This is a genomic window from Paenibacillus sp. 1-18, from assembly GCF_000520755.1.
GTDB classification, from domain to species: Bacteria; Bacillota; Bacilli; order Paenibacillales; family Paenibacillaceae; genus Paenibacillus; species Paenibacillus brasilensis.
The window spans coordinates 1-21,661 of sequence record NZ_ASSB01000024.1 but is presented as its reverse complement, the minus strand read 5'-3'; the positions used below and the strand labels follow the sequence as shown (position 1 = coordinate 21,661).

Genomic DNA, 21,661 nt, shown 5'->3' with positions numbered 1-21,661 from the left:
CCCCCATCCACTCGGTATCGGCTGCAAGCCCTTCGGCAGCACGCAAAAACTCGCCGGAAATCATAATCGCATTCCAGTTGATCATCCGGTTCGGATTTTTCATTTTGCTCATCGTAAAAATGTAAGTCTGCTCCGGCTCAATTCTGCTCAGCTGCTGCTTCCAGGCTGTGGCTTGCTCTGGCAGCAAATTTTTCAGGAGCCGATACACTCCCATCATCATGATGGGAAAAAAGTCCGGGTGCTGATCCGGCGCTTTTTCCTCCACTACACAAGCTATGCTATGCGTCAAAGCTGCAGCAGCAGATTCGAGTAAATCATGTCGACCTTCTTTAACCAGCACCGCCGCAGCCAGCGCATAGGCTGGGGTAGAGTAATACCGTTTCACTTTCAGAATGGGGGTCAATGATAGCTCCGGTTTCATCCTGATGCGGGGTATATGCACGAACCAGCTTTTCCAGCATGGCAAGCTTACGTTGGCGTGTCCATTCGTCCTCCACTCGATTCAGTGTGGTTTCCGATCTGAACACCATTTCAGCGATGTTTTATAAAATACAAAGGATACTCCGTCATGATCCACATGCTTCACAGCCTCTATCCTTGGACGAAGCATATTGGCATCATAATCCAGCCTGACCGCAGCCTTCGTGCCCTGCCATTCCACGAAGCCCGCTCCTGTCCTAGGCTGAAAACGGCTGATCAAAAGCTCCTCCACATCCCATGGCTTCATACTCACGCCGGACGATTCAAACTCAAAATGATCGGTGATGGTAAGCCTTGCTCCCTCGTTTCCCTCCAGCACAGTCCATGCAAAGGAGCGGGTGAAAACCGTTAATTCTTCTGCCGGATACGCAGATGTCAAATCAAGCTTTAACCTTGTGCCCGTCCGGGCCTCCTTCTGTTCATCCACAGCAATATCGAGTACAACCGCCTTTGCTCTTGCACCCGATTGCTGCATGGTCCCATTGACTACGGGCACGGAATGACCGCCTGAGGATATATTGACGATCGACTCTCGTCCCGGTGAAAAATAGGCTTTCGTATACAAGCCCGCTCCCAGATCACACAGCAGATTTTCGCCATCGCCATGAAGAATAAAATGTCCAAGATCGTTATGGTTGTGAGGTTCATTGTTATGCCCACCCTTGGCTGAAAATGCAAGCATTGCGCCTGATCCAGCCTTTGTCCTTGCAGCTCTGCCATGGCTGGAACTATGGCTAGAGCTACGGCTAGAGCTACGGCTACGGCACATCATCCATCCTAGCTGTGGCAAATAATCGACGGCTGCCTCACCGCTTCCAAAGGCCAAAGGATTTGTCCATACCAGGTTGCGCAATACGTGAGCCCAGCGACGACAAGGGTCCTCCAGCAGACCAGATACATGAAAAGGGAGGGCCGATCGTCGCCCTTGCAAATCATTCAAATTAGAGACAAGACCAGAGGGCAGGCGTTCGGTTTCACTGCTGTCCGAATAATTGGCAAAAATGCCATCCGACAGATGCACCCGTTCCGCAAAGGCGGCGATTTCCCCAATCTTCTCCGAGGTTAGAATATTTACGGCTTCCCCGCTAAACGCACGCAGCATATCGGCAAAATAAATGAAATAACCAAAGCCGTACACCCAGTAGCCAACGCCCTCAGGACACCCCCCATCTTCCCCGTAGCCTTCCAGGAAGTAATCCAGCGTCCCGAGCATTTTCTCGATTGCTACCGCTTTGCCCTGACTGTCTTCCGTCAGCAGCAATGCAGCGATTCCGCACCCGGAAGCACATACGGCCGCCCAGTTATGCTCTGCTGTCTCCCATTCGAAATGGCGAGGCTGCCAAAAAACAGGCTCGAGCACCCGGCGCTCGACCTCTTCACGTACCCCGGCAACCACATGTCCGTTCAGTTCCTCGCCAAGCAGCAATAGAATTTCAGCCAGCATCTGCGCTGTTTCGGACGCGAATAAATCCACCTGCTGCCAAGGTGGTGTCACCGTGTCCTCTTCCCTGACATGTGCAGGAAGCGCCCATGTGTACTCCTGACATATTTCCAGCAGGCCGTTTTCCACCTCTTTCATCCGCCATGGCTCCGAATCGGCAACAGCTGCCAGCACCAAGGCAGCCAGTCGTCCACGCTGTTCAAAGTACACATCCTCATACGGCTTGCGTTCTCCCGTATGTGCAAATTGTTGAAACAGGGGGAATGAGAGCTCAGGCCAAGGTGTTTCCCGGCTATTCTTACAGACACGTTCGATGTCCATCCAAAGCTCGGCGTATACCGGTTCAGCGACAGTTGCACGCAGCCTTTTTGTCCATTCACTCCTTAACCGTTGCCTTGCTGTGTCCTGCACCCCGCCATCCAGCATCGTCACGAGCCGCGAAGCAGGCCAAGCCTCCTTCAAAAGACTCATTCGTATTCCCTCCCCATAAGAAGCATTCGTTTCAAATCAGTTGATCTTGCTCTTTGTCAGATAATCTTGCTTGTATGCGTTTTGATAGCGTTTTCACATATACAGGCAAAACATTCTCCAACAACTTCTCACTTACATCCGTCATCTGTACGAGAATCCGTCTGCGGTTAGAACTATCTACCCTGCGACTCACGAGACAATTACTTTCTAACGTATTCAGCAAACCACTTATATTGGCTCTAGTTAAGGATAAAGCATCGCTAAGCTCAGAGGGCTGAGCAGTCTTTCCAAGACGCTTGAGCGATATAAGCAGGTACAACTTTCCAAGAGTTAAATTAAAGAACTGCAGCTGCTCCTCAACTTCTTTAACTATTAAATGGTTTGTTTTATACATTGTGGAGAACAATCTCATGGATCGTTCCGGACTTACAAATTGATCGCTCTCTTGCAATATCATTCACTTCCCTTACCCGTTTTTCTCATATCGTTTGTCTTCGAGCAGTTGCCGCAGATTTCCGGTTCGTTTGATGCCGAAGCGATTAAATCCTTCCTGCCCTGGTCAGACTCGCCTCCCGCCGACTGTCAGATGAAGAAAAATAAACTACAGCATAACCGAGGTAGCGGGGGCCATTTGACGCTCACGATTAGAATAAAAGTCAGTCAAGGTGTCGAAGTGTGGCTTCACCTTGACTGACTCTTTAGTTCGGGATTTCATTTTATCTCTGATCTCTTTGCATATTCCTTTAACGGAACCGTATTCTCCGATGTTTTGTTGTCAAATATTTCATGTAATTAATCAGAAAAAACCAACTTCCCCAAGCTAACAACATGAGTGGCATTCCCACTAGCAAGGAGACGGGGAAACTAAGCAGTCTAGGAACTTCCATGCCAAACCAAGACATATTCGCCCAATTTGCGCCAAAAGTACGTGCTAAACCTCCGAAAACTGCTAGCAGAGAACCAACTGCAAATCCAATGCTTAACGTAGTGAAAATAGGAATGACAAACATGCTTATGAAGCTTGCAGAAAAATAGAATCCTATCTTCCCCAATATTGCCAACGGGTTTGATGAATTCCGTTTCAGGTACCCCCCCCAAATAAAAGATCTAGCTAAATCGGAGGGTTTTCCTAAATTTTTGAAAATAACCTGTTCTTCGTACCCTTTACGTAAACCTTCCTCAATATGGCTTCGGATTTCGTTAACAGAGTCCTCTCGTTCATCTCTTGGTAGTTTATGCAGATAATCATTTAGCTCTCTTAAATATTTTTCTGCTGTAGAACTAAGTTTCTTATCCATTTTTTTCCTCCCTATAATTACCGCTTTTAATATCATTGATGGCTGATACGATTGATTCCCACTCATTTGTCATTTCATTCATTAATTTTACTCCATACGGGGTAATCCTATAGTACTTTCTAGGCGGACCTGAATTAGACTGCTGCCAATAAGACTCAATATAATTTTCTTTTTGCAATCTTCTTAAGAGTGGATATATCGTTCCGTCTGTAATAGTGAGAGATCCCCATTGTTGAAAAATATGCAAGATGTCGTATCCATACCTTGTTTTTTGTTCAATTAAGTGAAGAATACATAGCTCGAGAATTCCTCTCCTTATCTGAGAAGTCCACTCCATCACTCCGTGTTCACCTCTTTTCGACAATGTAAAATCACGACTTGTTACATCGGAATATACTGATTAATAAGATATAAATCTCATTATAGGAATTTAATGGGGTTCTGTAAAGGGAGAACTGCATTATTTTTATATAAAGTGACTGGAGTTAAAAAAAACTCTCAATCCTAAGCATAGATTGAGAGGCGAGTCTGTTATGAGCGGTATTATTATTTTTTTATAGCATGGATATAATGAATCGTTTCAAATGCAGTTAAATAATCTGTCCTATTCTCAAAGAAAAGGTCATTTATTGTAGCTGGTGACAGATGTTCATAAATTAGTAAATCTGATTTTTCCAGCATATTTCCAATTTCATAATAAGTGAAACATGATTTCATTGGTTCTCCACTGGCGGAAGCCATTTTCACCATATTATCAACTCGGTTAGACATTCCTTTCTCTTTAAAAAGGTTTTCGTCTGAATAATCAAACACGATTGAGCTTCCCGATGGGACTTGGGCAAACAAATGATTTATTAATCTTGCATTTTCCTCTTTAGTTAAATAATAAGAAACACCCAGAAGGCTAAAGAACGTTTTTTGGTGATCAAACCCTTGAGCTATTAGATTTTGAAAAGACAAATGATGGGTGAAGTCCATCGGAACAAAATGAAGATGGCTCGGGATCTTTAAACTTGCGTCATCTAACCTTTGCTTTTTAAGTTCCTGTGTAGCCGGATAATCGACTTCAAATATTTCCAGACTGTTTCGCAATTCTGGATGCCGGAAACAAAAAGTATCCAACCCAGCTCCAAGGATGACATACTGTTTTAATCCTAACCTTACTTCATTAAGCAATACTTTTTCACAATACGCAGCACGTGCTAAGGGCGTTGGAGAAAGCTGGACTTGTGTAATCCATTTTAGAATTTCATCTGGATCGTCCTGGAACCTTTGAGCAATATCTTTATTAAAAAATGGTATCCCTTGAATCATATTCTCTTTGATGTCTGAAAACTCTTTTTGGGAGATCAGATCTTTTGCGATAAAATCATCAAAAATTTTGGGTGTGTCATATTGACTGTGGTATGCTCTGCCAAAAGCTGATATTAGGGAAGTTAAACTGGATTCATTTTGCTTCATACCTTTATCCTCCTAGTGATAAACAAAAAAAGATTCCCCTGGCCAGGAGAATCTCATTATAAACACAAATTCCATAAAAGTAAATTATAGCATAAATAAATATTTTTGTCAAGAAAAAAATGATCTAATTTCACTCCATATAGCCAAGGATACTCGCGTGCATTTCATCCACGGCCGAAAGCCGCGCGCTGTAACCAAGCAATGTTTCGCCATCAAAATGAGCATGAATGAAACCAGAAGCACGAAGCTTGAAAATATGGTCGTGTGTGATTCCCTTGGACAGCTTGAGATGACGGACAATCTCTATAAAGGTTCGTGGAGACTGGCTTTGGTACAAATATTTTAAAATCTTGAGCCTGCTCTTCTCTCCCAGGCTTCGAATCATCCGGTATTCCTGCGAAGATAAAAAGTCTTCTGCTTGAACATAAATCCCGGCCGAATAATGACACAGCAGGAGCGATCCAAAGCGGTAAATGATATTAATGGGTTGAAAATGGTATTGTGGCACCAGCAACACTCGCGTTAGTCCCTCGGAAGGCTCAAACCGGAAGCCATTGGTTGTACGATCCACCCATTCCATAGTACTATACGCATCCTTTTCCTTATTTCTGCGTTCAGCTTCCTGTTTCAGCCCGCTTAGAATGCTCGTATCCACGTGACGAAAATACTCCTCATACCAGCCGGATAACAGCCGCAAAGTAAGCCTGCGAAGCTTCTCCATATCGTCAGGCAACAGGATACCATAGGCCAATGCCTGGTCGTTCAATTCCTGTGCAGTCTGGCTCTCCAGACGATCTACAACCTCATCAATACCTCCTTGATCGGTAAGCATGCAGACGAGTCCGTAGATGACCTTCCAGTCTGCATTGATTTCCATCGTCTCCAGCAATCCGGACAAACCTGGAGACAGCGTGCCACGTACCTGCTCCGCCCATTCCGATGATAAATCGGTCTTCTTGTAAGCCTTGCGGCAAATAAAGGTATGCAAGCTGCTGAGCAACTCAAACACCGGTCCATATGCTACATGTACATCATAAGGAGCATTCACGTCATAACACATCGCTCTCTGTCCTCTTTTCTTTCATGTCTGACGTTATTATAAATATTATCGTACACTCGTTCATTCCCTGTGATCCTTGCATACAAATATGAACGAAACAAGCGCTATAATCAAGAAGATGCAAAAAAGCCTGATATGATCGGACTCCAGTGGTTCCGGCTATGAATAAAAAAAAGGCTGTCTCCTGCAATATCGCAAGAAACAACCTTTAGAATAACTTATCTTTTTTGTTTATCATGAAATATACCTCCATTTCTATTATTGTAAATATTCACAAATCATATTATCACTAGGTTATTGTATAGTCAATATTTTCCTTAATGATTTAAATTAGGTATTTTAATTGTATATTGGAACGAAGGCATCCCTTCATATGCAAGAGAGAACCAAAAAAAGGAACCTTGATAGGTATTCTTTCTCTGAAAGATCCTATAATAAAAAAAGTTTGTGTCGCAGCTCGGCGACACAAACTAAACTCATAGAGATACAAATGTCATTATTTAACCAACCTTATCTTTGCTCGGTGGCTTTAACTTTATTAAAAAAAGCCGTTGTATCCCGTACATTGAGACCAAAGTATCCTTCTTTATAAGTTTGATCTTTTGTGTCGATAACTAATTTATTGTTCAAATAAACCTTTGTGATATCGCCTTGCGCTACTACTTTGAGATGATAATCTGTATTTGGCTGTAAATCCACTTTTCCATCATTGTTATATGTTGCAATGTCATATCCGGTCCCATCAACAAATTTAATGAATTTTACAACATTATTTTTTATATCAACATTTGCTGCATATGAATTCTTTGCTGCTAAGTCAGAACGAAAAACCAACGAACCCGATCCAATGGGATTGTCTATCGAATCTGTATCCGGCACGTTTATATTGGCTTCATACACAAAATTCCTGCCAGTCACTGTTGATACTATAAATGCATCTCCCTTACTCTGTCCCTGTTTTCCATGAATGGTGTTCGCCCACTTCCCGTTAACGGTGGTCCATCCTGATAAGTTTGATTTAAAAGAAGAGCTATTTTCTTTCCATATACTCTTTAGAGGATATAGGTCCAAGGATTTCAGCTTAACATTTCCGCCCTTACTATAGATCTTTAATCCTTTGCTTGCAGAATCCGCGAATATCTGATCGGTAATAACGGTCTTACCATCATTGCCGAACACCTCTACAGCTGATCTGTCAACAATAACCTGTAATTTAACCGTGCCGTTTTCAGCATGTAATGGTCCCTCATGCTTGCCAGCTACATTACTTCCATAATCGAAATCTCCTGAATGAGTCCGATCAACGAATAATTGCTCGTTGTAGACATCATAACCGACAGTCGTATATTCCTCACTTCCTTTACGGATTTGGAAACCAAATTCTGTTGCTTCAGTATCTGATACATCAAACACAGCGTTCAATTCAAATGTATCTTCTGATAGGTTGGATAAAAGATTTCTATCACCGGATATCACTTTATTTGTGTAGGAAATTTTTTCACTCTTATCTTGAATGCTTTTTAAAGAAACTGGTGTCTGTTTTAAGCGCAAACCCTCTTCTGTTTGAGTTAATTCCATTTTTCTCGGCAATGTCCCTGAGCCTCTCCAGGTTGATGTCGGTGAATTATTGGCATATTGCCAGTTGTTCATCCAGCCGAGCCAATATTTTTCACCCTTCTTCCCTTCAATCCCGCTCCATTCTGCAGCAGCATAATAATCAGCTCCATAGTCAGTCCATAGCACTTTGTCGGAAGGGTTTTCATTTTTAAATGTTTTGCCGTCAAAGCTACCTACAAAATATTGCATGCCTGATCCGCCTGCTGGAGCTCCATCATTAATGCTTGCATGCAGCACCCATTTCGTTTTTGTAGGGTCGCCATCAATTGGTAATTCGACTAATGCAGGGCATTCCCATATTCCGCCGTTGTTTCCATGTGTAGAAGGAATCCACTCGCCGGAAACCGCAGTCCAATCTGTAAGAAGGCCGCTTTGTTTCATATCATTTTTCTCTGGCTCTTTTGCAACCTGGTCAACTTCCTGTGGCATGCTCCCTTCATTATAAACATTAACATCATCAATGTTTATATGGCCCCAGCTACCTGTCGCTTGGTCTACAGCTTTAATATATAACACTTCACCAATATACTCAGATGCATCCCATACGTATTTTTTATATTTTTCGTCCTCGAATTTTGTGTTAGCTTGACGAATCAATTCTTGGTCATCAGAAGCTCTCACTAATGAAACATAGCGGTTGCTAATATCATTACCGCCTCCTAATAACAGGTTGATTTCTCCAGAACCTCCTAGTTTAAAATACGGGGAATGCAATTCTCCTGTTGCGTCATCTCCCTTGTGAATATCAGAAAATCCCCACAAGTGATAGTTTCCTTGATGGCCAAAAGATCCACCCCAATAAGATGCTATATCTGTTACATGCTTATTTGTAAAAGCATTTCCTTGTTCGATAGTCCACCCGGTCAAGTCCCCCGTTTCAAAATCATGGTTGGCAATTTCTTTTTCATCGGTAATGATATTCTTGCCTAATTGAACATCTTGGAATAGGACAGAAGAATTCCAAAGGTGCAAACCAAAATTACCTGACGAGAACGTCGCATCATTCACATCATGAATAAGATTGCCATCTACATACATTTTAATATTTTCTCCATAGGTACTCACTTTTAAATGATGCCTTTTATCAGTATCAAGAGAGGCTGTTTTTTCAGCTAGAACGGATATGTTTCCGTTTTCAACTTTTAAGATTTTTAATTTATCGTTTAAAGGATCAATATTCGCTATATACCCATTCGCTGCATTAGCATCTGCTCTAAAAACGAGTGAACCCGTACCATTACCTGCTACCTCAATGTCTGCCTCATATAAAAAGTTATCCCCTGTTTGGCCGCTCATGATAAAAGCATTCTCTGTAGAAGTTCCACTTTTTCCATCTATTGTGTCTTCCCATTTGCCATTTACAACTTTCCATTTTGATAAGTTGTTTGCAAAGTTAGAGGTATTCTTAAATTCTACATTTCGAAAGGCAGCTGTTGAATTCCAGGCTGTTAACCCATAATAACCGTAATTAAATTCAGTATCTATTTTCTCAATAATAGGCTTATCGTTTACAAATACCTGAATATGATCGCCTTCTGCGTTCACCCGTACATTGTAAGTAGATGAGGTTTCGAGGGTTAAGGAACTTCTCGCTATTTCCTGGTTCGATCCATTTATATTCTTATTTAATGTTACGACATCATTTTTTGCATCTAAGCTGACAACATAGCCGTTTTTCGCATTCTTATCAGCACGAAAAACTAGACCACCTGCTCCCTCCCGGCCATTCTTTTCGTTAAGGGTAATATTCCCTTCATAAGTAAATGATCCACCAGTTTGTGAAGACATGGCATAAGAAGTTCTATCAAGGCTATTTGCTTGTATCCCGCCATCTTGGCCAAATTCACTTGCGTAATTCCACTCTTTTAAATTGGGTGAGGTATAAAACATCATTTTATCCTTTGCAGCTAATAACATGACCCACTGATGGGAGTCTTCATGCCAAAATACTTTTGGATCACGCCAATCCGGCAAAGGTGGATTTGGCATTACTGGATTCCCTTTATACATCTTCCACGTTCTTCCTTTGTCTAGGCTGTAGGCAATACTTTGAACTTGGCCTTTTTCTCCTGCATGAGTAAAGATAGCCACCATCGCTTCTTTTCCAAATCCTGCTGTGTTGTTCCAATCAATCACAGCACTGCCTGAGAAAATTTGCCCTTTTTCATCAGGAGATAATGCGATCGGTAAATGTTTCCAATGAACAAGATCTTTACTTACGGCATGACCCCAATGCAACGATCCCCATGTCGTCCCATAGGGATTGTGTTGATAAAATAAGTGATATTCACCCTTATAATAAACCATTCCATTCGGGTCATTCATCCAGTTAGTCTCGGGGGAAAAATGAATCTGATTACGGTATGGTTCATCATAATAACCAGGGTCCGCAGCAAAGGCGGGAGTTAAAGGTAAACCCATTACCATAAAACAAATAAGCAGCACATTTAACTTCCTCTTCACAATCTTTCACATCCTTTTTTGAAATTTTACAACTTCTCTATTGTACTACAATGGCAAAAAATAAAGCGTTTACATTTTCTCCGTAGCTCAATTCCATGGATTCAAGCTGTATACGTCACAAAATTCTGGTCTCCCCCCTTTCGTCTCTCTCATTTATATTAGTATTGCAAGTTCCGTGCCAAACATCTGTATCCATCCGGTATATATCTATAAACAACAAAAGCCCCCGGATTATCGGAGGTTTTTGCCAGTCTGAACTGATCATTATTTATCATTCTTGCTGCTTTCATATTCATGCGAAAGCGCTTTATATTGTTTCTCCCTTACTGTGAAACAAAATTATATACTTCGCTTAACATTTCGCAAATATAATATTTTTCGTCATCAGACAGCGTCAGGTTCATACCGGAAACAAATATCACGGAGGCACGGTTTACCTCTTCGAATATAAGCTGGTCGAGCAGTTCCACTTCCCCCCGATAAACCAATCCATCGCGAATGACCATGCGTTCCAGCGCATAAGCCGTGTGAACGGCAATTTGAACTTTTGTTGCATAATCAAAATTGACTTCCAATCCCTGTTCCAGCGCTTGCACGAATCTCATCACCATTCCCAAAACTTTGTGGGGATTCAAATAAGTCAAAAATTCTTTTAGACTGTCCTCGCACAACTCTCTAATGTCTATGCTTCGATCCGCAGCAGAAGGAAGCTGATTATTGTTCAGCAGTAGTTCTCTCAATGTCTGCTCACCGCTTGCTTCGATCAGCTTTTCCAAGGGAATGAACGGGATATCCGGCTGGCTTGGTCGCTTTACTCCAACCACGGCGAGAATTGCATGCTTGGACCGCATATCCTTGACCACTTGATCCAACTCCCTTACGCTGGCCGGGACAACCAATATTTTCTCATCCGTCAAATCGCAGACGATCTTCTCCACAAACTCTTTCAGTTTGACCGCTGCACCTTTGCCGGAGGAGCAAACCGTCACAATTACCTTATGAACTCCCCCTGCTTTCACTCCGGCACCACCATTGTTATATCCCCTGAAATCCTTTAGGGATTGGTATATCTCCTCTATCTCCATACACAAAACACTGGCTTTTCGCACAGCTTCAAGCGTGAGCGGAGTAGAGACCATATCAATAGTTTTCACCTTGACTCCGACACGTTCCATAATAGTTGCTTCAAGATTGAGCAAAGAACCCATATCAACCAACAGCAGCACGCCTCTACCACTGTCAATAGTCTTTACTTTGTCAATAATTAGCTCCAAAATTTCCCGGGGACTGACATCGAGAGGCATATCTACCGCGCAAAGATTAGAACTGCCCAGCAAGCTGTCGACGACGCCGACAATGCTGCTCGCGGTACTCTTCCCGTGTGCAGCCACAATAATTCCCACATTTCCCTGGCGCTCCTCCTCTACAGATTTCAAGAGAATCGCCAGATAAGTTATTTCGGCCTCGGGCACGCTCACCTCGAACTTGCTCTCGATCAAATTTTTGATAGTCTGGGCTAGTCTGTACTCTTCATCATTGACATCAATCGGTTCATAAATCCGTACTTCACCATATTGATCTTCTCTGATTCGCTTGAAAAAGACACTTAAATGAAGGCTGAAGGCATATACGAACCGCTCACTGTATATTCGGCTCAGTTCTTTTTCGACCATTTCCTTTACCTGCTCAGCGAATTCGAGGATGTCTTTATCCACAATTTTCAGGATCCGTTCCCTGCTCCCCTTAGTGTTATAAAACCGGTTATAAAAACTTTTAATATGGTTATTGACATCCGTAGTTATAAATCTGTTGATGTAGCTGTCGTCAAGCCCTTCTTCCTTCAGCATGCCAATCTTATCCTCAATCAGTCTGTAAAGATTAAACGGCAGCTCGGAATCAACCTCTTCTTCCAATTCTATTTTTCCTTCGGGAGTAAAATACAGGTATGAGGGAAGAATTCCCACTTCGTCCCTCTCTCCCCTTGTCTTACCGATATTGAATAAGCCCTCTCGGATGTTTCCCGGCAGGTTTTTAAAATCAAGTCCTATTTCTTCTTTGTTTTCATGAATGGTGTTTAAAAATCCTTTAGCACAGACCAGCTGGATGTTGGACTTTAACTGGCCGATATTGCCGAAGGTGACGCTTCCGATCAGTGCTTTCACTACCTCTGATTCAGCCCTGATTGGCTTGTTTACCCGATGGGCCTCGCTATTGAACAAATGCTTTAAGATCAACAACCGCTCCTCAATAGTACGCTCCTGAAAGGAAGGAATATTGATCGTAATGGGTATGCGCCTGATGAAGGTTTTCAGCATGGAAGATGCGGGGTCTTCCGTTGTTGCTCCAATTAACAACACATTCGCGTCTCTGTTCCGGTCCGTTTCGCCCAATTTGTTATAGCTGTGGTTATCCATGAAATAGAATATCATTTCCTGGCCTTCCGGGGGCAAACGGTGAATCTCATCCAAAAATAGGATCCCTCCGTCAGCCTTCTCCACCAGACCTGCTTTTTCCTGATCTGCTCCGGTAAACGCTCCTTTCACATGACCAAAAATGTGGGAAAGTAACAGTTGGGGATTATTGAAATAATCAGCGCAGTTAAAAACGATAAATGGCGCATGCTCTGCAAATCGCTTCATATGCTTGCCATAATGGTACATCAACCTGGCAAACATAGTTTTTCCAACACCTGTCTGTCCCACTATCAGCGTATGCAGGCCTCTTGGAGGATACAGAATTGCCGCCTTCCCCTGCTCAACCTGGTTTCGCATGCTGCCCCTGAAACCGATCAAGGCGTGGAACGGATCGACCTGTTCACCAGGCAGCAGTACATCCTTAATACTTTTAACCTCAATTTGTTTCTCTTTCATCCGGACCCGAAAGGTGTCTTCTATAACCTGCTTGTGCAGAAACTTGACCGGTCTTCCTTTGATTTTAAGGACTAGACCGGCACGCAGGAGATTGTTCAACTCTTTGCTCACATTGTTTCTAAGCATTTTTTGATTGTCAGCAATTTCCGTAACCGTAATCCCTTCTCCGTCAAGCAAAGCCTCTTCGGAAATTTTCTTGGTGTTTTCGGCAATATACTCCAATATCTTGTCTATTCGTTTCACCTGTTTTCCTCCAGTCGGAATCAGTCCTTGAAAATTGATTTCAACCTGCTTGTTCAGTGAACAGAACATTTTTATCAGCGCATGAGCTACTCCATCCTCATCATTCGATAGAGTTACGGTGTCCGCAGCTGCTTTGACCTCAAGGGGAGCATTTTCTATCTTCTATAGGTCTTCAAACGCTTTCGAGGAATAAGCGCTCAATACCCCCAGAAGTTGCCGAACTCATCTAACTCTAAGCAACGCGTAATAAAATTAATTAGATAAGCTACCATCTTGGATTTGCTCATTAACCCTCGGACAGATTCTTACGTCTTTCGACTTCTGCTAACTTTCAAAGGATACGAAAACACCCGATACGGTTGTGAGCCGACCGGGTGTTATGTGTCCAGGCAGAAGATGTTACTTTATTCTGTGTTAAACAGTCTCATTTCCCCAAATGCTTACCAGATCATTGATTTGAAGCGACACAACCCTTAGTTCTCCACCAACGGCATAGAGTTCTAGCCCCATGCTTTCCAATTCAGGAAAAATCATGTCCGAAATGATTATTTTTCCATGATTGCCGAAGACCTCGACACTTGACCAATCCACGTAAATGCTCAACTGTATCCGTTCATGCTCTGGCTTCATAGGAGCCTTGTGTTTTGCTGTAAAATCGGTATGGAAATCAATGGTGCTCGACTTCGTCCGATCAACGAACAACTCCCCATTCGAGATATTATATCCGATGATCGTCTCCTGATCGGAAGACTTCCGTACTTTAAACCCGAATTCCACGGCAGTACCGATTTCAAATTCTGCAATAATTTCTGCCTTTGCAGCGGAAATATCAGACAATACGTTCATACCTGGCTTAATCGTCAAGTCTTGCAGAGACAAAATTGGTTTTCTTAGCTGACTTAATTCACTAATGGGTGCTTGGATTAAGCGAAGTCCCTCCGGATAAGTCCTAAGCTGTAGCTCCCGGGGAATTGATGTCTTGCCACGCCATTCCTCCGAAGGCAGCGTGGTAGCATAACGCCAATTGTTCATCCAGCCGACCCAAATCTTTCGTCCGTTCTCGTTTGGAATGCCATTCCAGGTCACGGCCGCGTAAAAATCTGATCCGTAGTCTACCCATTTGATGCTATCAAAAGATTCCAATGTTTCATCCAGAGTAAATGCCTTACCGTCAAAGTTGCCTATAAAATACATCATGCCCGAACCGCCTGCCGGTGGTTCTGGATCGTTTGGATTCACACCATTTCTATCCCCGACGCTTAGCATCAGAATCCACTTCATGGTATTCGGATCCTCATCCACTGGAATTCGAAATACATCAGGACATTCAAATACCCCTCGGTGGATACCCGGAATGTCGGCACCGAATTCGCTTGCAAAAGTCCATTCTTTCAAATTTGGAGACGAGTAAAATTCTACACGATCTCTTACGGCAAGAACCATGATCCACATCGACGACTCATCATGCCAAAACACCTTCGGATCACGAAAGTCTAGCGTGTCCGTTGGGAATAAAACCGGGTTACCTTCATATTTTGTCCAGGTTCGGCCTTGATCCTTGCTGTAAGCAATACTTTGCACCTGCGACTTGCCAGGCTGAGCCTTGTTGCCCTCATTCGTATAAATTGCAACCAATCCTGATCCTTCTTCGTTGAAAAATCCGCTGGTATTGTTCTTATCCACTACCGCACTTCCCGAGAAAATCGCACCATCCTCCCCAGGCGGAATTGCCGGTGGGAGTTCATCCCAATGCACTAGATCCTTGCTTACCGCATGCCCCCAATGCATCCTACCAAAGTCAGGCCGTGTATCATGGGGCGTATGCTGGTAGAACAAGTGGTACTCTCCTTCGTAGTAAACCATGCCGTTGGGATCGTTCATCCAATTTTTCTCTGGTGAATAATGAAATTGAGGTCTGTATGTCTCTCTATAATAATCGCTTCGTGATCCTTTTCTGCTGCTATTGTCGTCCGTTAGATTCATTCCTTTAATGGTGTCCACTCTCCTCTTGTTAAATGTTTCAGCCTTGACCTTTAAGGTATCTGTCATAGCCTTTTTGTTTAATTTCCAGCCATTTGTCGAGTCCCAGTCTGGACAGCTCGGTCTTATATTCCGCCCACTCTTCTTCCACTTTGCCCGTTTTGATCCATTCCGCCCGTTTGCGGTTAACGTAAGCAAACAAATCGGTTTCCAGTGTGGAGATCTGCTTCTGATCCTCCAGCGAGAAGAAGACTTTCGGGAAATTATGGTCAGCCTTCATATAAGGAACGAGTCTTTCTTTCATGAGCTTGAGCCGTCCCACTGCATCGGCGGGCTTGGTCGTCACGGTTCCGTAATACTCGTCAAGAATTGCCAATGGACCACCGATATTCGTTTTTTGCCGCAGCTCGACAGGGGCAGTTCCGTTAAGCGGAAGATGCTTCAGCATATGACTCGCTTCATCGTACTCAAAAATGTTCTGCTGAGTTTTATCGCCGTAGGTGCCCCAATTGTCCTGTACGGACTGGATGGGATCATACAGCTGGTCAATCCATTTTGCCGTAAGCTCGAGATTTTTGTTGGCGCTGGTAATCACCATTCTCCCCCGGTCAAAGCCGAGATTGTTTGTCCGGGTTACATTGACTTCACCGCTTGGTCCCGCGAGCGGATTCATCAAATCATATTTATCGTTGTCTCCTGAAATATTCGCCTTATCCCATTGGAAGTAGAGGCCATATCTTTCACTCTGGCCTTTGGCCAGATACGTGTTATAATCCTGCTCGAATGATTCCTCGTCGATCAGGTTCAGTTTATACAGCTCATTAAGGTATTTAATCCCCTCTTTGTAACCATCCTGATCGGCGGTGAAGACCACTTTCCCCTCATTGGTGACTACCGTATGATCGCCGTTGTCCCCAAGACCGAATGATCCGAACAGAAAATTCAGGTCCTCATTGCCATTATTGAGTATGAAGGACAGCGGAATTTCATCTGCTTTGCCATTTCCGTTAGGATCGCCATTTTTAAATGCGAGCAGGACGTTTTTTAAATCCTCGGTGGTTTTTGGCATTTTAAGCCCCAGCTTTTTCAGCCACTCCACATTGATCCATGGCATGTCATTTACAGAATGAATGCTTTCCTTCCCGGCCCCCAGTTCCTCAATCCAAGGAAAAGCATAAATATGCCCATCCTGTGCGGTCATCATGGATCTGTACTCAGGCGCTGCCTTCAATACCTTCTGCAAATTCGGCATATATTTATCAATCAGATCCTCCAGCGGGATAATGGTTCCATCCTTTCCGAGGTTCAGCAAATCGTAGTCGGAATAGCCGGCATCCAGTATGGCATCTGGAAGATCCCCGCTGGCAACCGCCAGGTTTCTTTTCTCAATGAAAGAATCAGAGGTGAAGTTGGTAAAGTCGATATGCACACCCGTTTTTTCTTCCAGTCTTTTATAAATCAGCTTTTTATTTGGATCGGAAGGTGCCAGCGGCGAGCTTTGAGTCATAAAATGCAAGCTAACTTTCTCTTTAAGCGGCAGAGTGACGTTGTTTAGCTTGTAATCTTCGGATGCAGCAGAATTATTGTCTGCACCGCCGCATCCAGCAAGCAATGAAGTAGAAAGTACCAGCACTGACAAGGTTAGTAATGTTTTTTTCATCTCTATTCCCCCGGTGTGTTATTTGATCGACCCTACCATGGCACCCTTTTCGAAATACTTCTGGAAGAATGGATACATGACAATCAAAGGCAAACTTGATATGACAATAGCAGAGTATTTTATCATTTCGGACAATTTCTTAAGCTCCGCTTGCGCCAGTGCATCGGCAATCATACCGGGCTGAACCTGATTCTGTATCAGAATGGAGCGCAGCACCAGTTGAAGCGGAAACAGCTTCGGATCATCGAGATAAATCATGGCGTCGAAATAAGAGTTCCACTGCCCGACAAAAGCGTATAAAGCCAGAACAAAAATAATAGGCTTCGACAACGGCAAGACGATTTTAAAGAAAATAGTGAGCTCGGAAGCTCCGTCTATGCTCGCCGCCTGGAACAGCTCTTTGGGAAGCCCCTGGAAGTAAGTCTTTGCCAAAATAATATTGAATACGCTGATCGAGCCGGGGAGAATTATGGCCCACACCGTATTCAACATGCCTAAATCCTTAACCACGAGATAGGTCGGAATCAGACCGCCCCCGAAAAACATCGTAATCAGGAAAAAGATCATAATCGGCCGTTTCCCGACCAGCCCTTCAATCGCAAGCGGGTAAGCCGCGAAGACGGAAAAAAATACGGTTGCGAACGCAAAGGCTGCTGAATAAAAAATAGCATTAAAAAAACCGCGGACCATGGCACTGTTGTTTAGGATTTTGGCATATCCCGTGACTGTCCAGTCAGATGATGTAATGGCCAGTCCTTTGGTAATCAGGGTGTTTGGAGTCAAAAAGGACGCAAGCACCACATAAATCAGCGGTAACAGAATAGCGAGAACAAACAATCCAAGCAAAATATAATTGATGATGAGCAGAATCCGGTCCTTCCCGGTGTATTGAATATTCATTGAGTACCTCCTTCTTTAATACAGCCCTTCCCCTTCGTTCAGCTTCTTGACGACGGTATTTACGAAAATCAGCAGGACTACATTAATCACGGAATTGAATAACCCGATTGCCGTAGAATAAGCATAATCACCGGATTGCAACCCCACCTTGTATACATAAGTTGCGATGATTTCCGAGGTTGGCGTGTTCAGAGCTGTTTGCATCAGGAAAGCCTTTTCATAACCGATTGACATGATGCCCCCTGCAGCGAGAATGAACAGGACGGCCATAACGGGTTTGAGAGCCGGCAGATCAATGTGCAAGATTCTCTTGATCAAAGAAGCGCCATCAATTGTTGCAGCGTCATGCAACTGCGGGTCCACATTCGACAAGGTGGCTACATAAATGATTGAGGACCAGCCCGCTGTTTGCCATATACCGGACAAAATATATACCGTTCGGAAATAGGCGGGATCAGTCATAAAAGAAATCGGCTTGCCGGTGAAGGTTGTGATCATAGCGTTCACTATTCCAGTCGGCGATAGAAAAACAAACAGCATGCCGGCAACAACAACAACCGAGATAAAGTTAGGTGCGTATACAATAAGCTGAATATTCTTTTTGAGCTTCGCTCCTCGGATCAGATTGAGCATCAAAGCCAGAATGATGGGTACTGGGAAACCGAGAATAAGACCGTAAGCGCTTAATTTAAGCGTATTCATTAAAATGGCATAAAAATTTGGTGATGAAAGAAACCGCTGAAAATGTTCGAATCCAACCCATTCGCTGCCCATGATGCCTTTTCTTGGACTGAAATTTTTAAACGCAATGATCGAGCCATACATGGGAACATACTTGAAAATGACGGTAAGAATTATGGACGGAACCAGAAACAAATATAATATATAATTTCGAACCATGTAGCTTAGCCAATGGTTTCTTTTTTTTGTTTCTGAAGCCCTAACTCCCCTTTTTTGAACGATCAAGTTTGCCAATCTTTTCCCTCCTACTGTTCACGGCTTGTTATGAAAGACAATTTATAAGCCATGTTATGTCATCTCTCTGACATAATTCACCAAGATGTTTTTCAAATGCTTTTCTGGTTATATCCCCACCTCCAACAGAACTAGCAGTTTACACTTTCACAAAATGAATGGGTTTACATTTTACATTTGAACATTATTTACTCTTACAATTTAACAGATGGACATTTAATAAGTCAATATATTTCGGGCAAATAAATTCGTCATAAATGCATGAACTAAGATAAAATGTATTATTTTTAACATTCATCTCTTAAAAACGCACTATTTAAATGAATAAATGTAAACTTTTTTTGTTCATTTGGATAAATTCATTGTTAAAAGCATGAAAGTACTATATATTTAGAAATATGAAGAATCTTAATTCGGAGAATAAGGTGGAACAATATGATGAGAAAGTCAAAGGTTACTATTCAGGATATCGCTGATGCCTTGGGGATTTCCAGAAACACTGCATCCAAGGCGCTTAATGGAGTGGAGAATATTCCTGCCGTTACCAGGGACAAGGTGATCAAAAAAGCGATGGAGCTTAAATACAAACAATTTTCTTATATGGAAACAGCCTCTGAAAAACAAGGCAATATCGCACTTTTGACCTGTAATCTTCCCAATAGCTCACACTTTGGATCGCTGCTGATCAGCGGGCTCGAGAAGGAAATCAGCAACCAGGGCTATACTTTATCCATTTTCTTTGTTCGTGAGAACGATATCAATACGATGACCCTACCTGGTAATTTCGAGCCTTCGAATGTAGCTGGCATCTTCTGCATCGAAATGTTCAGTAAGGAATACAGCAAGCTGATCACGGATCTTGGCATCCCAACCATTTTCATTGATTGCGCTGCGGATATGATGTATCCGGAATTAAAGGCGGATCTCGTATTAATGGAAAATGAGCACAGCACATACTGTGTTACCCGGAAATTAATCAATCATGGCTATGAAAGCTTCGGTTTTGTAGGCGATTACAATCATTGCAAAAGCTTCAATGAACGCTGGACCGGATTCAATAAGGCCCTGGCAGAAGCCGGAGTCACCCCGAATCCTGCCCATAGTATTGTAGCGCCGGACCGCAACTTCTTTATAGAGGAGAGCTGGATGGAGCAGCAATTGGATGCCCTCAAGGAGTACCCCTCCGTCTTTATTTGCGCCAATGATTTCATTGCCATCAGCGTGATCAAATCGTTGAAGAACAAGGGGATTATAGTTCCAGAAGATGTTGCTGTCTGCGGGTTCGATGATGCTTCGGAATCCCGGGTTGTCGAGCCCCATCTTACAACCGTGCATATTTACAGTAGACAAATGGGTATTATTTCAGCCAAAATGTTATTGTCCAGAATCAAAGAGAATACCATGCCATACCGAGTGACCCATGTGGCAACGGATATCGTATACAGGGACTCGACGCCTGTTCTAAACTAAATCTATCAAGAGGTGAAGCAAAGTGAAAAATAACGGAACGATTCTTTGTGTGGGAGAGCTGCTCATTGATTTTTTCTGTACAGATATTGACGTCAATCTTGCCAAGGGTCAGCATTTCTCCAAGCAGGCTGGCGGCGCTCCGGCAAATGTGAGCAGCCGTAGCCAAGCTCGGAGGAAAAGCGTCATTCTTGGGGAAAGTCGGAGCTGATCCCTTCGGCATGTACCTGAAGCAAACACTGGATGAGCAGCATGTGGATACGTCCATGCTCCTTTTTGATCCGGCAACACCGACTACACTGGCCTTTGTTTCCCTTACCGCTAACGGCGAACGGGATTTCGTGTTCAACCGCGGAGCTGACCGTCAGCTGTCTCTGCAGGACATTGATAAAGAATAGGTCCGGCAGGCTGCCATTCTGCATTTTGGCTCGGCAACGGCCTTGCTCGCCGATCCTTTCCGTGAAGCGTATTTATCTTTATTGGACGAAGCGAAAGCCAATGGGCAATTCACCTCCTTTGATCCCAATTACCGGGGGGACCTCTGGAAAGACAGGCTTGAGGAATTTATCGCACTGTCCAGAAGAGGAATACACAATGCGGATTTCGTAAAGGTAAGTGAAGAGGAATTAAGCATCATCACAGGGCTGACTGATCGCCATGCTTCATTGGATCTTTTGCATGGGTTGGGAGCCAAGACAGTAGCAGTTACCTTGGGGAAAGAAGGAACCCTCATCTCAAGCGGTGCCTCCCGTTCGCTAATCAGCAGTATTACTGTTAAATCGATCGACTCTACCGGAGCCGGAGATGCCTTCGTCGGAGCTATGCTGTATCAAATCAGCCAGCTGAGTCAGCCTAAGGCATTTACCTCCAACGCGAAGCAGCAGCAGGAATTTGTAACACTTGCCAATCAAGTCGGCGCTATCGTGTGCACCAAAGTTGGAGCGATTGCAGCCTTGCCGTCGTTGGAAGAAGTTAAGCGTTTCGTAGAGCAACAGGGTGAATCAAAAATTGAAGCGTAAGAACAGAAAAGGTGTCCAACGATCCCAGGGTCGCCGGGCACCTTTTTAGTTATTCTTTGGAAGGTAATGCTGATCAGGGTGATCTTTCGCTTATCTGACGGGAAGCTTGATGAAGATTAAAACTTATTATTTATGAAGCGGATTCTTGTTATTCACGATTAATAAAATAAAACGGGAGCATCGCGTCTTTAGTGGATATTTTTATATCGCAAAATGCAAAAAAATATTCGCGAAATTCTAGAAGTTAACAGCAGTT

General features: G+C 43.4%; 13 protein-coding genes and 4 pseudogenes. 2 read left to right on the top strand and 15 right to left on the bottom strand.

The genetic code is table 11. The features are described from left to right. From L693_RS27550 to L693_RS0101490, 15 genes and pseudogenes are all read right to left on the bottom strand, one after another. Positions 1–403: pseudogene (locus tag L693_RS27550) on the bottom strand (glycosyl hydrolase); the annotation flags it as partial. 99 nt (positions 404–502) lie between these two features. Further along, positions 503–2,392, bottom strand: a complete 1,890-nt coding sequence (locus tag L693_RS0101550) for a heparinase II/III domain-containing protein (RefSeq protein ID WP_049825019.1) — start codon at positions 2,390–2,392, stop codon at positions 503–505. A 31-nt stretch (positions 2,393–2,423) separates the two neighbouring features. Continuing rightward, entirely contained in the window at positions 2,424–2,786 is a 363-nt protein-coding gene (locus L693_RS0101545; protein ID WP_197029823.1) for a MarR family winged helix-turn-helix transcriptional regulator, read from the bottom strand. A 349-nt stretch (positions 2,787–3,135) separates the two neighbouring features. Further along, entirely contained in the window at positions 3,136–3,690 is a 555-nt protein-coding gene (locus tag L693_RS0101535) for a DUF1700 domain-containing protein (protein ID WP_025715754.1), read from the bottom strand. Continuing rightward, on the bottom strand, positions 3,683–4,027 hold the full coding sequence (locus L693_RS0101530) for a PadR family transcriptional regulator (RefSeq protein ID WP_049825018.1): 345 nt from the start codon (positions 4,025–4,027) through the stop codon (positions 3,683–3,685). Before L693_RS0101530 ends, L693_RS0101535 begins: the two co-directional genes overlap by 8 nt. 209 nt (positions 4,028–4,236) lie before the next feature. After that, positions 4,237–5,151, bottom strand: a complete 915-nt coding sequence (locus L693_RS0101525; RefSeq protein ID WP_025715752.1) for a class I SAM-dependent methyltransferase — start codon at positions 5,149–5,151, stop codon at positions 4,237–4,239. A 130-nt stretch (positions 5,152–5,281) separates the two neighbouring features. Further along, positions 5,282–6,211, bottom strand: coding sequence for an ArsR family transcriptional regulator (locus L693_RS0101520; protein WP_049825017.1), 930 nt, complete (start codon positions 6,209–6,211; stop codon positions 5,282–5,284). A 510-nt stretch (positions 6,212–6,721) separates the two neighbouring features. Further along, the gene (locus L693_RS32250) at positions 6,722–8,449 is read right to left on the bottom strand and encodes a GH32 C-terminal domain-containing protein (protein WP_442950161.1); all 1,728 of its coding nucleotides are present in this window, start codon (positions 8,447–8,449) and stop codon (positions 6,722–6,724) included. Positions 8,450–8,767: 318 nt separating this feature from the next. Continuing rightward, positions 8,768–9,202: pseudogene (locus L693_RS32245) on the bottom strand (family 16 glycoside hydrolase); the annotation flags it as partial. Positions 9,203–9,244: 42 nt separating this feature from the next. Continuing rightward, positions 9,245–10,255 (bottom strand): annotated as a pseudogene (locus L693_RS32240) (glycoside hydrolase family 32 protein); the annotation flags it as partial. A 359-nt stretch (positions 10,256–10,614) separates the two neighbouring features. Beyond that, a complete protein-coding gene (locus L693_RS0101510; RefSeq protein ID WP_025715751.1) occupies positions 10,615–13,404 on the bottom strand; it encodes a sigma-54-dependent transcriptional regulator in 2,790 nt (929 codons plus the stop codon). A gap of 414 nt (positions 13,405–13,818) precedes the next feature. Next, the gene (locus L693_RS0101505; protein WP_081752064.1) at positions 13,819–15,405 is read right to left on the bottom strand and encodes a glycoside hydrolase family 32 protein; all 1,587 of its coding nucleotides are present in this window, start codon (positions 15,403–15,405) and stop codon (positions 13,819–13,821) included. A 19-nt stretch (positions 15,406–15,424) separates the two neighbouring features. Continuing rightward, the gene (locus tag L693_RS0101500) at positions 15,425–17,044 is read right to left on the bottom strand and encodes an ABC transporter substrate-binding protein (protein WP_025715749.1); all 1,620 of its coding nucleotides are present in this window, start codon (positions 17,042–17,044) and stop codon (positions 15,425–15,427) included. Positions 17,045–17,062: 18 nt separating this feature from the next. After that, positions 17,063–17,944, bottom strand: a complete 882-nt coding sequence (locus L693_RS0101495; RefSeq protein ID WP_025715748.1) for a carbohydrate ABC transporter permease — start codon at positions 17,942–17,944, stop codon at positions 17,063–17,065. Positions 17,945–17,959: 15 nt separating this feature from the next. After that, positions 17,960–18,844 (bottom strand): ABC transporter permease, encoded by an 885-nt coding sequence (locus L693_RS0101490; protein WP_231503495.1) that lies wholly within the window; start codon positions 18,842–18,844, stop codon positions 17,960–17,962. Between the two features lie 513 nt (positions 18,845–19,357). Between L693_RS0101490 and L693_RS0101485 the strand changes: the two genes are divergently transcribed. Together L693_RS0101485 and L693_RS0101480 are read left to right on the top strand one after the other, a co-directional pair. Continuing rightward, the gene (locus L693_RS0101485) at positions 19,358–20,389 is read left to right on the top strand and encodes a LacI family DNA-binding transcriptional regulator (RefSeq protein ID WP_025715746.1); all 1,032 of its coding nucleotides are present in this window, start codon (positions 19,358–19,360) and stop codon (positions 20,387–20,389) included. 22 nt (positions 20,390–20,411) lie between these two features. Then, a pseudogene (locus tag L693_RS0101480) lies at positions 20,412–21,405 on the top strand (carbohydrate kinase family protein). Positions 21,406–21,661 lie beyond the last annotated feature (256 nt).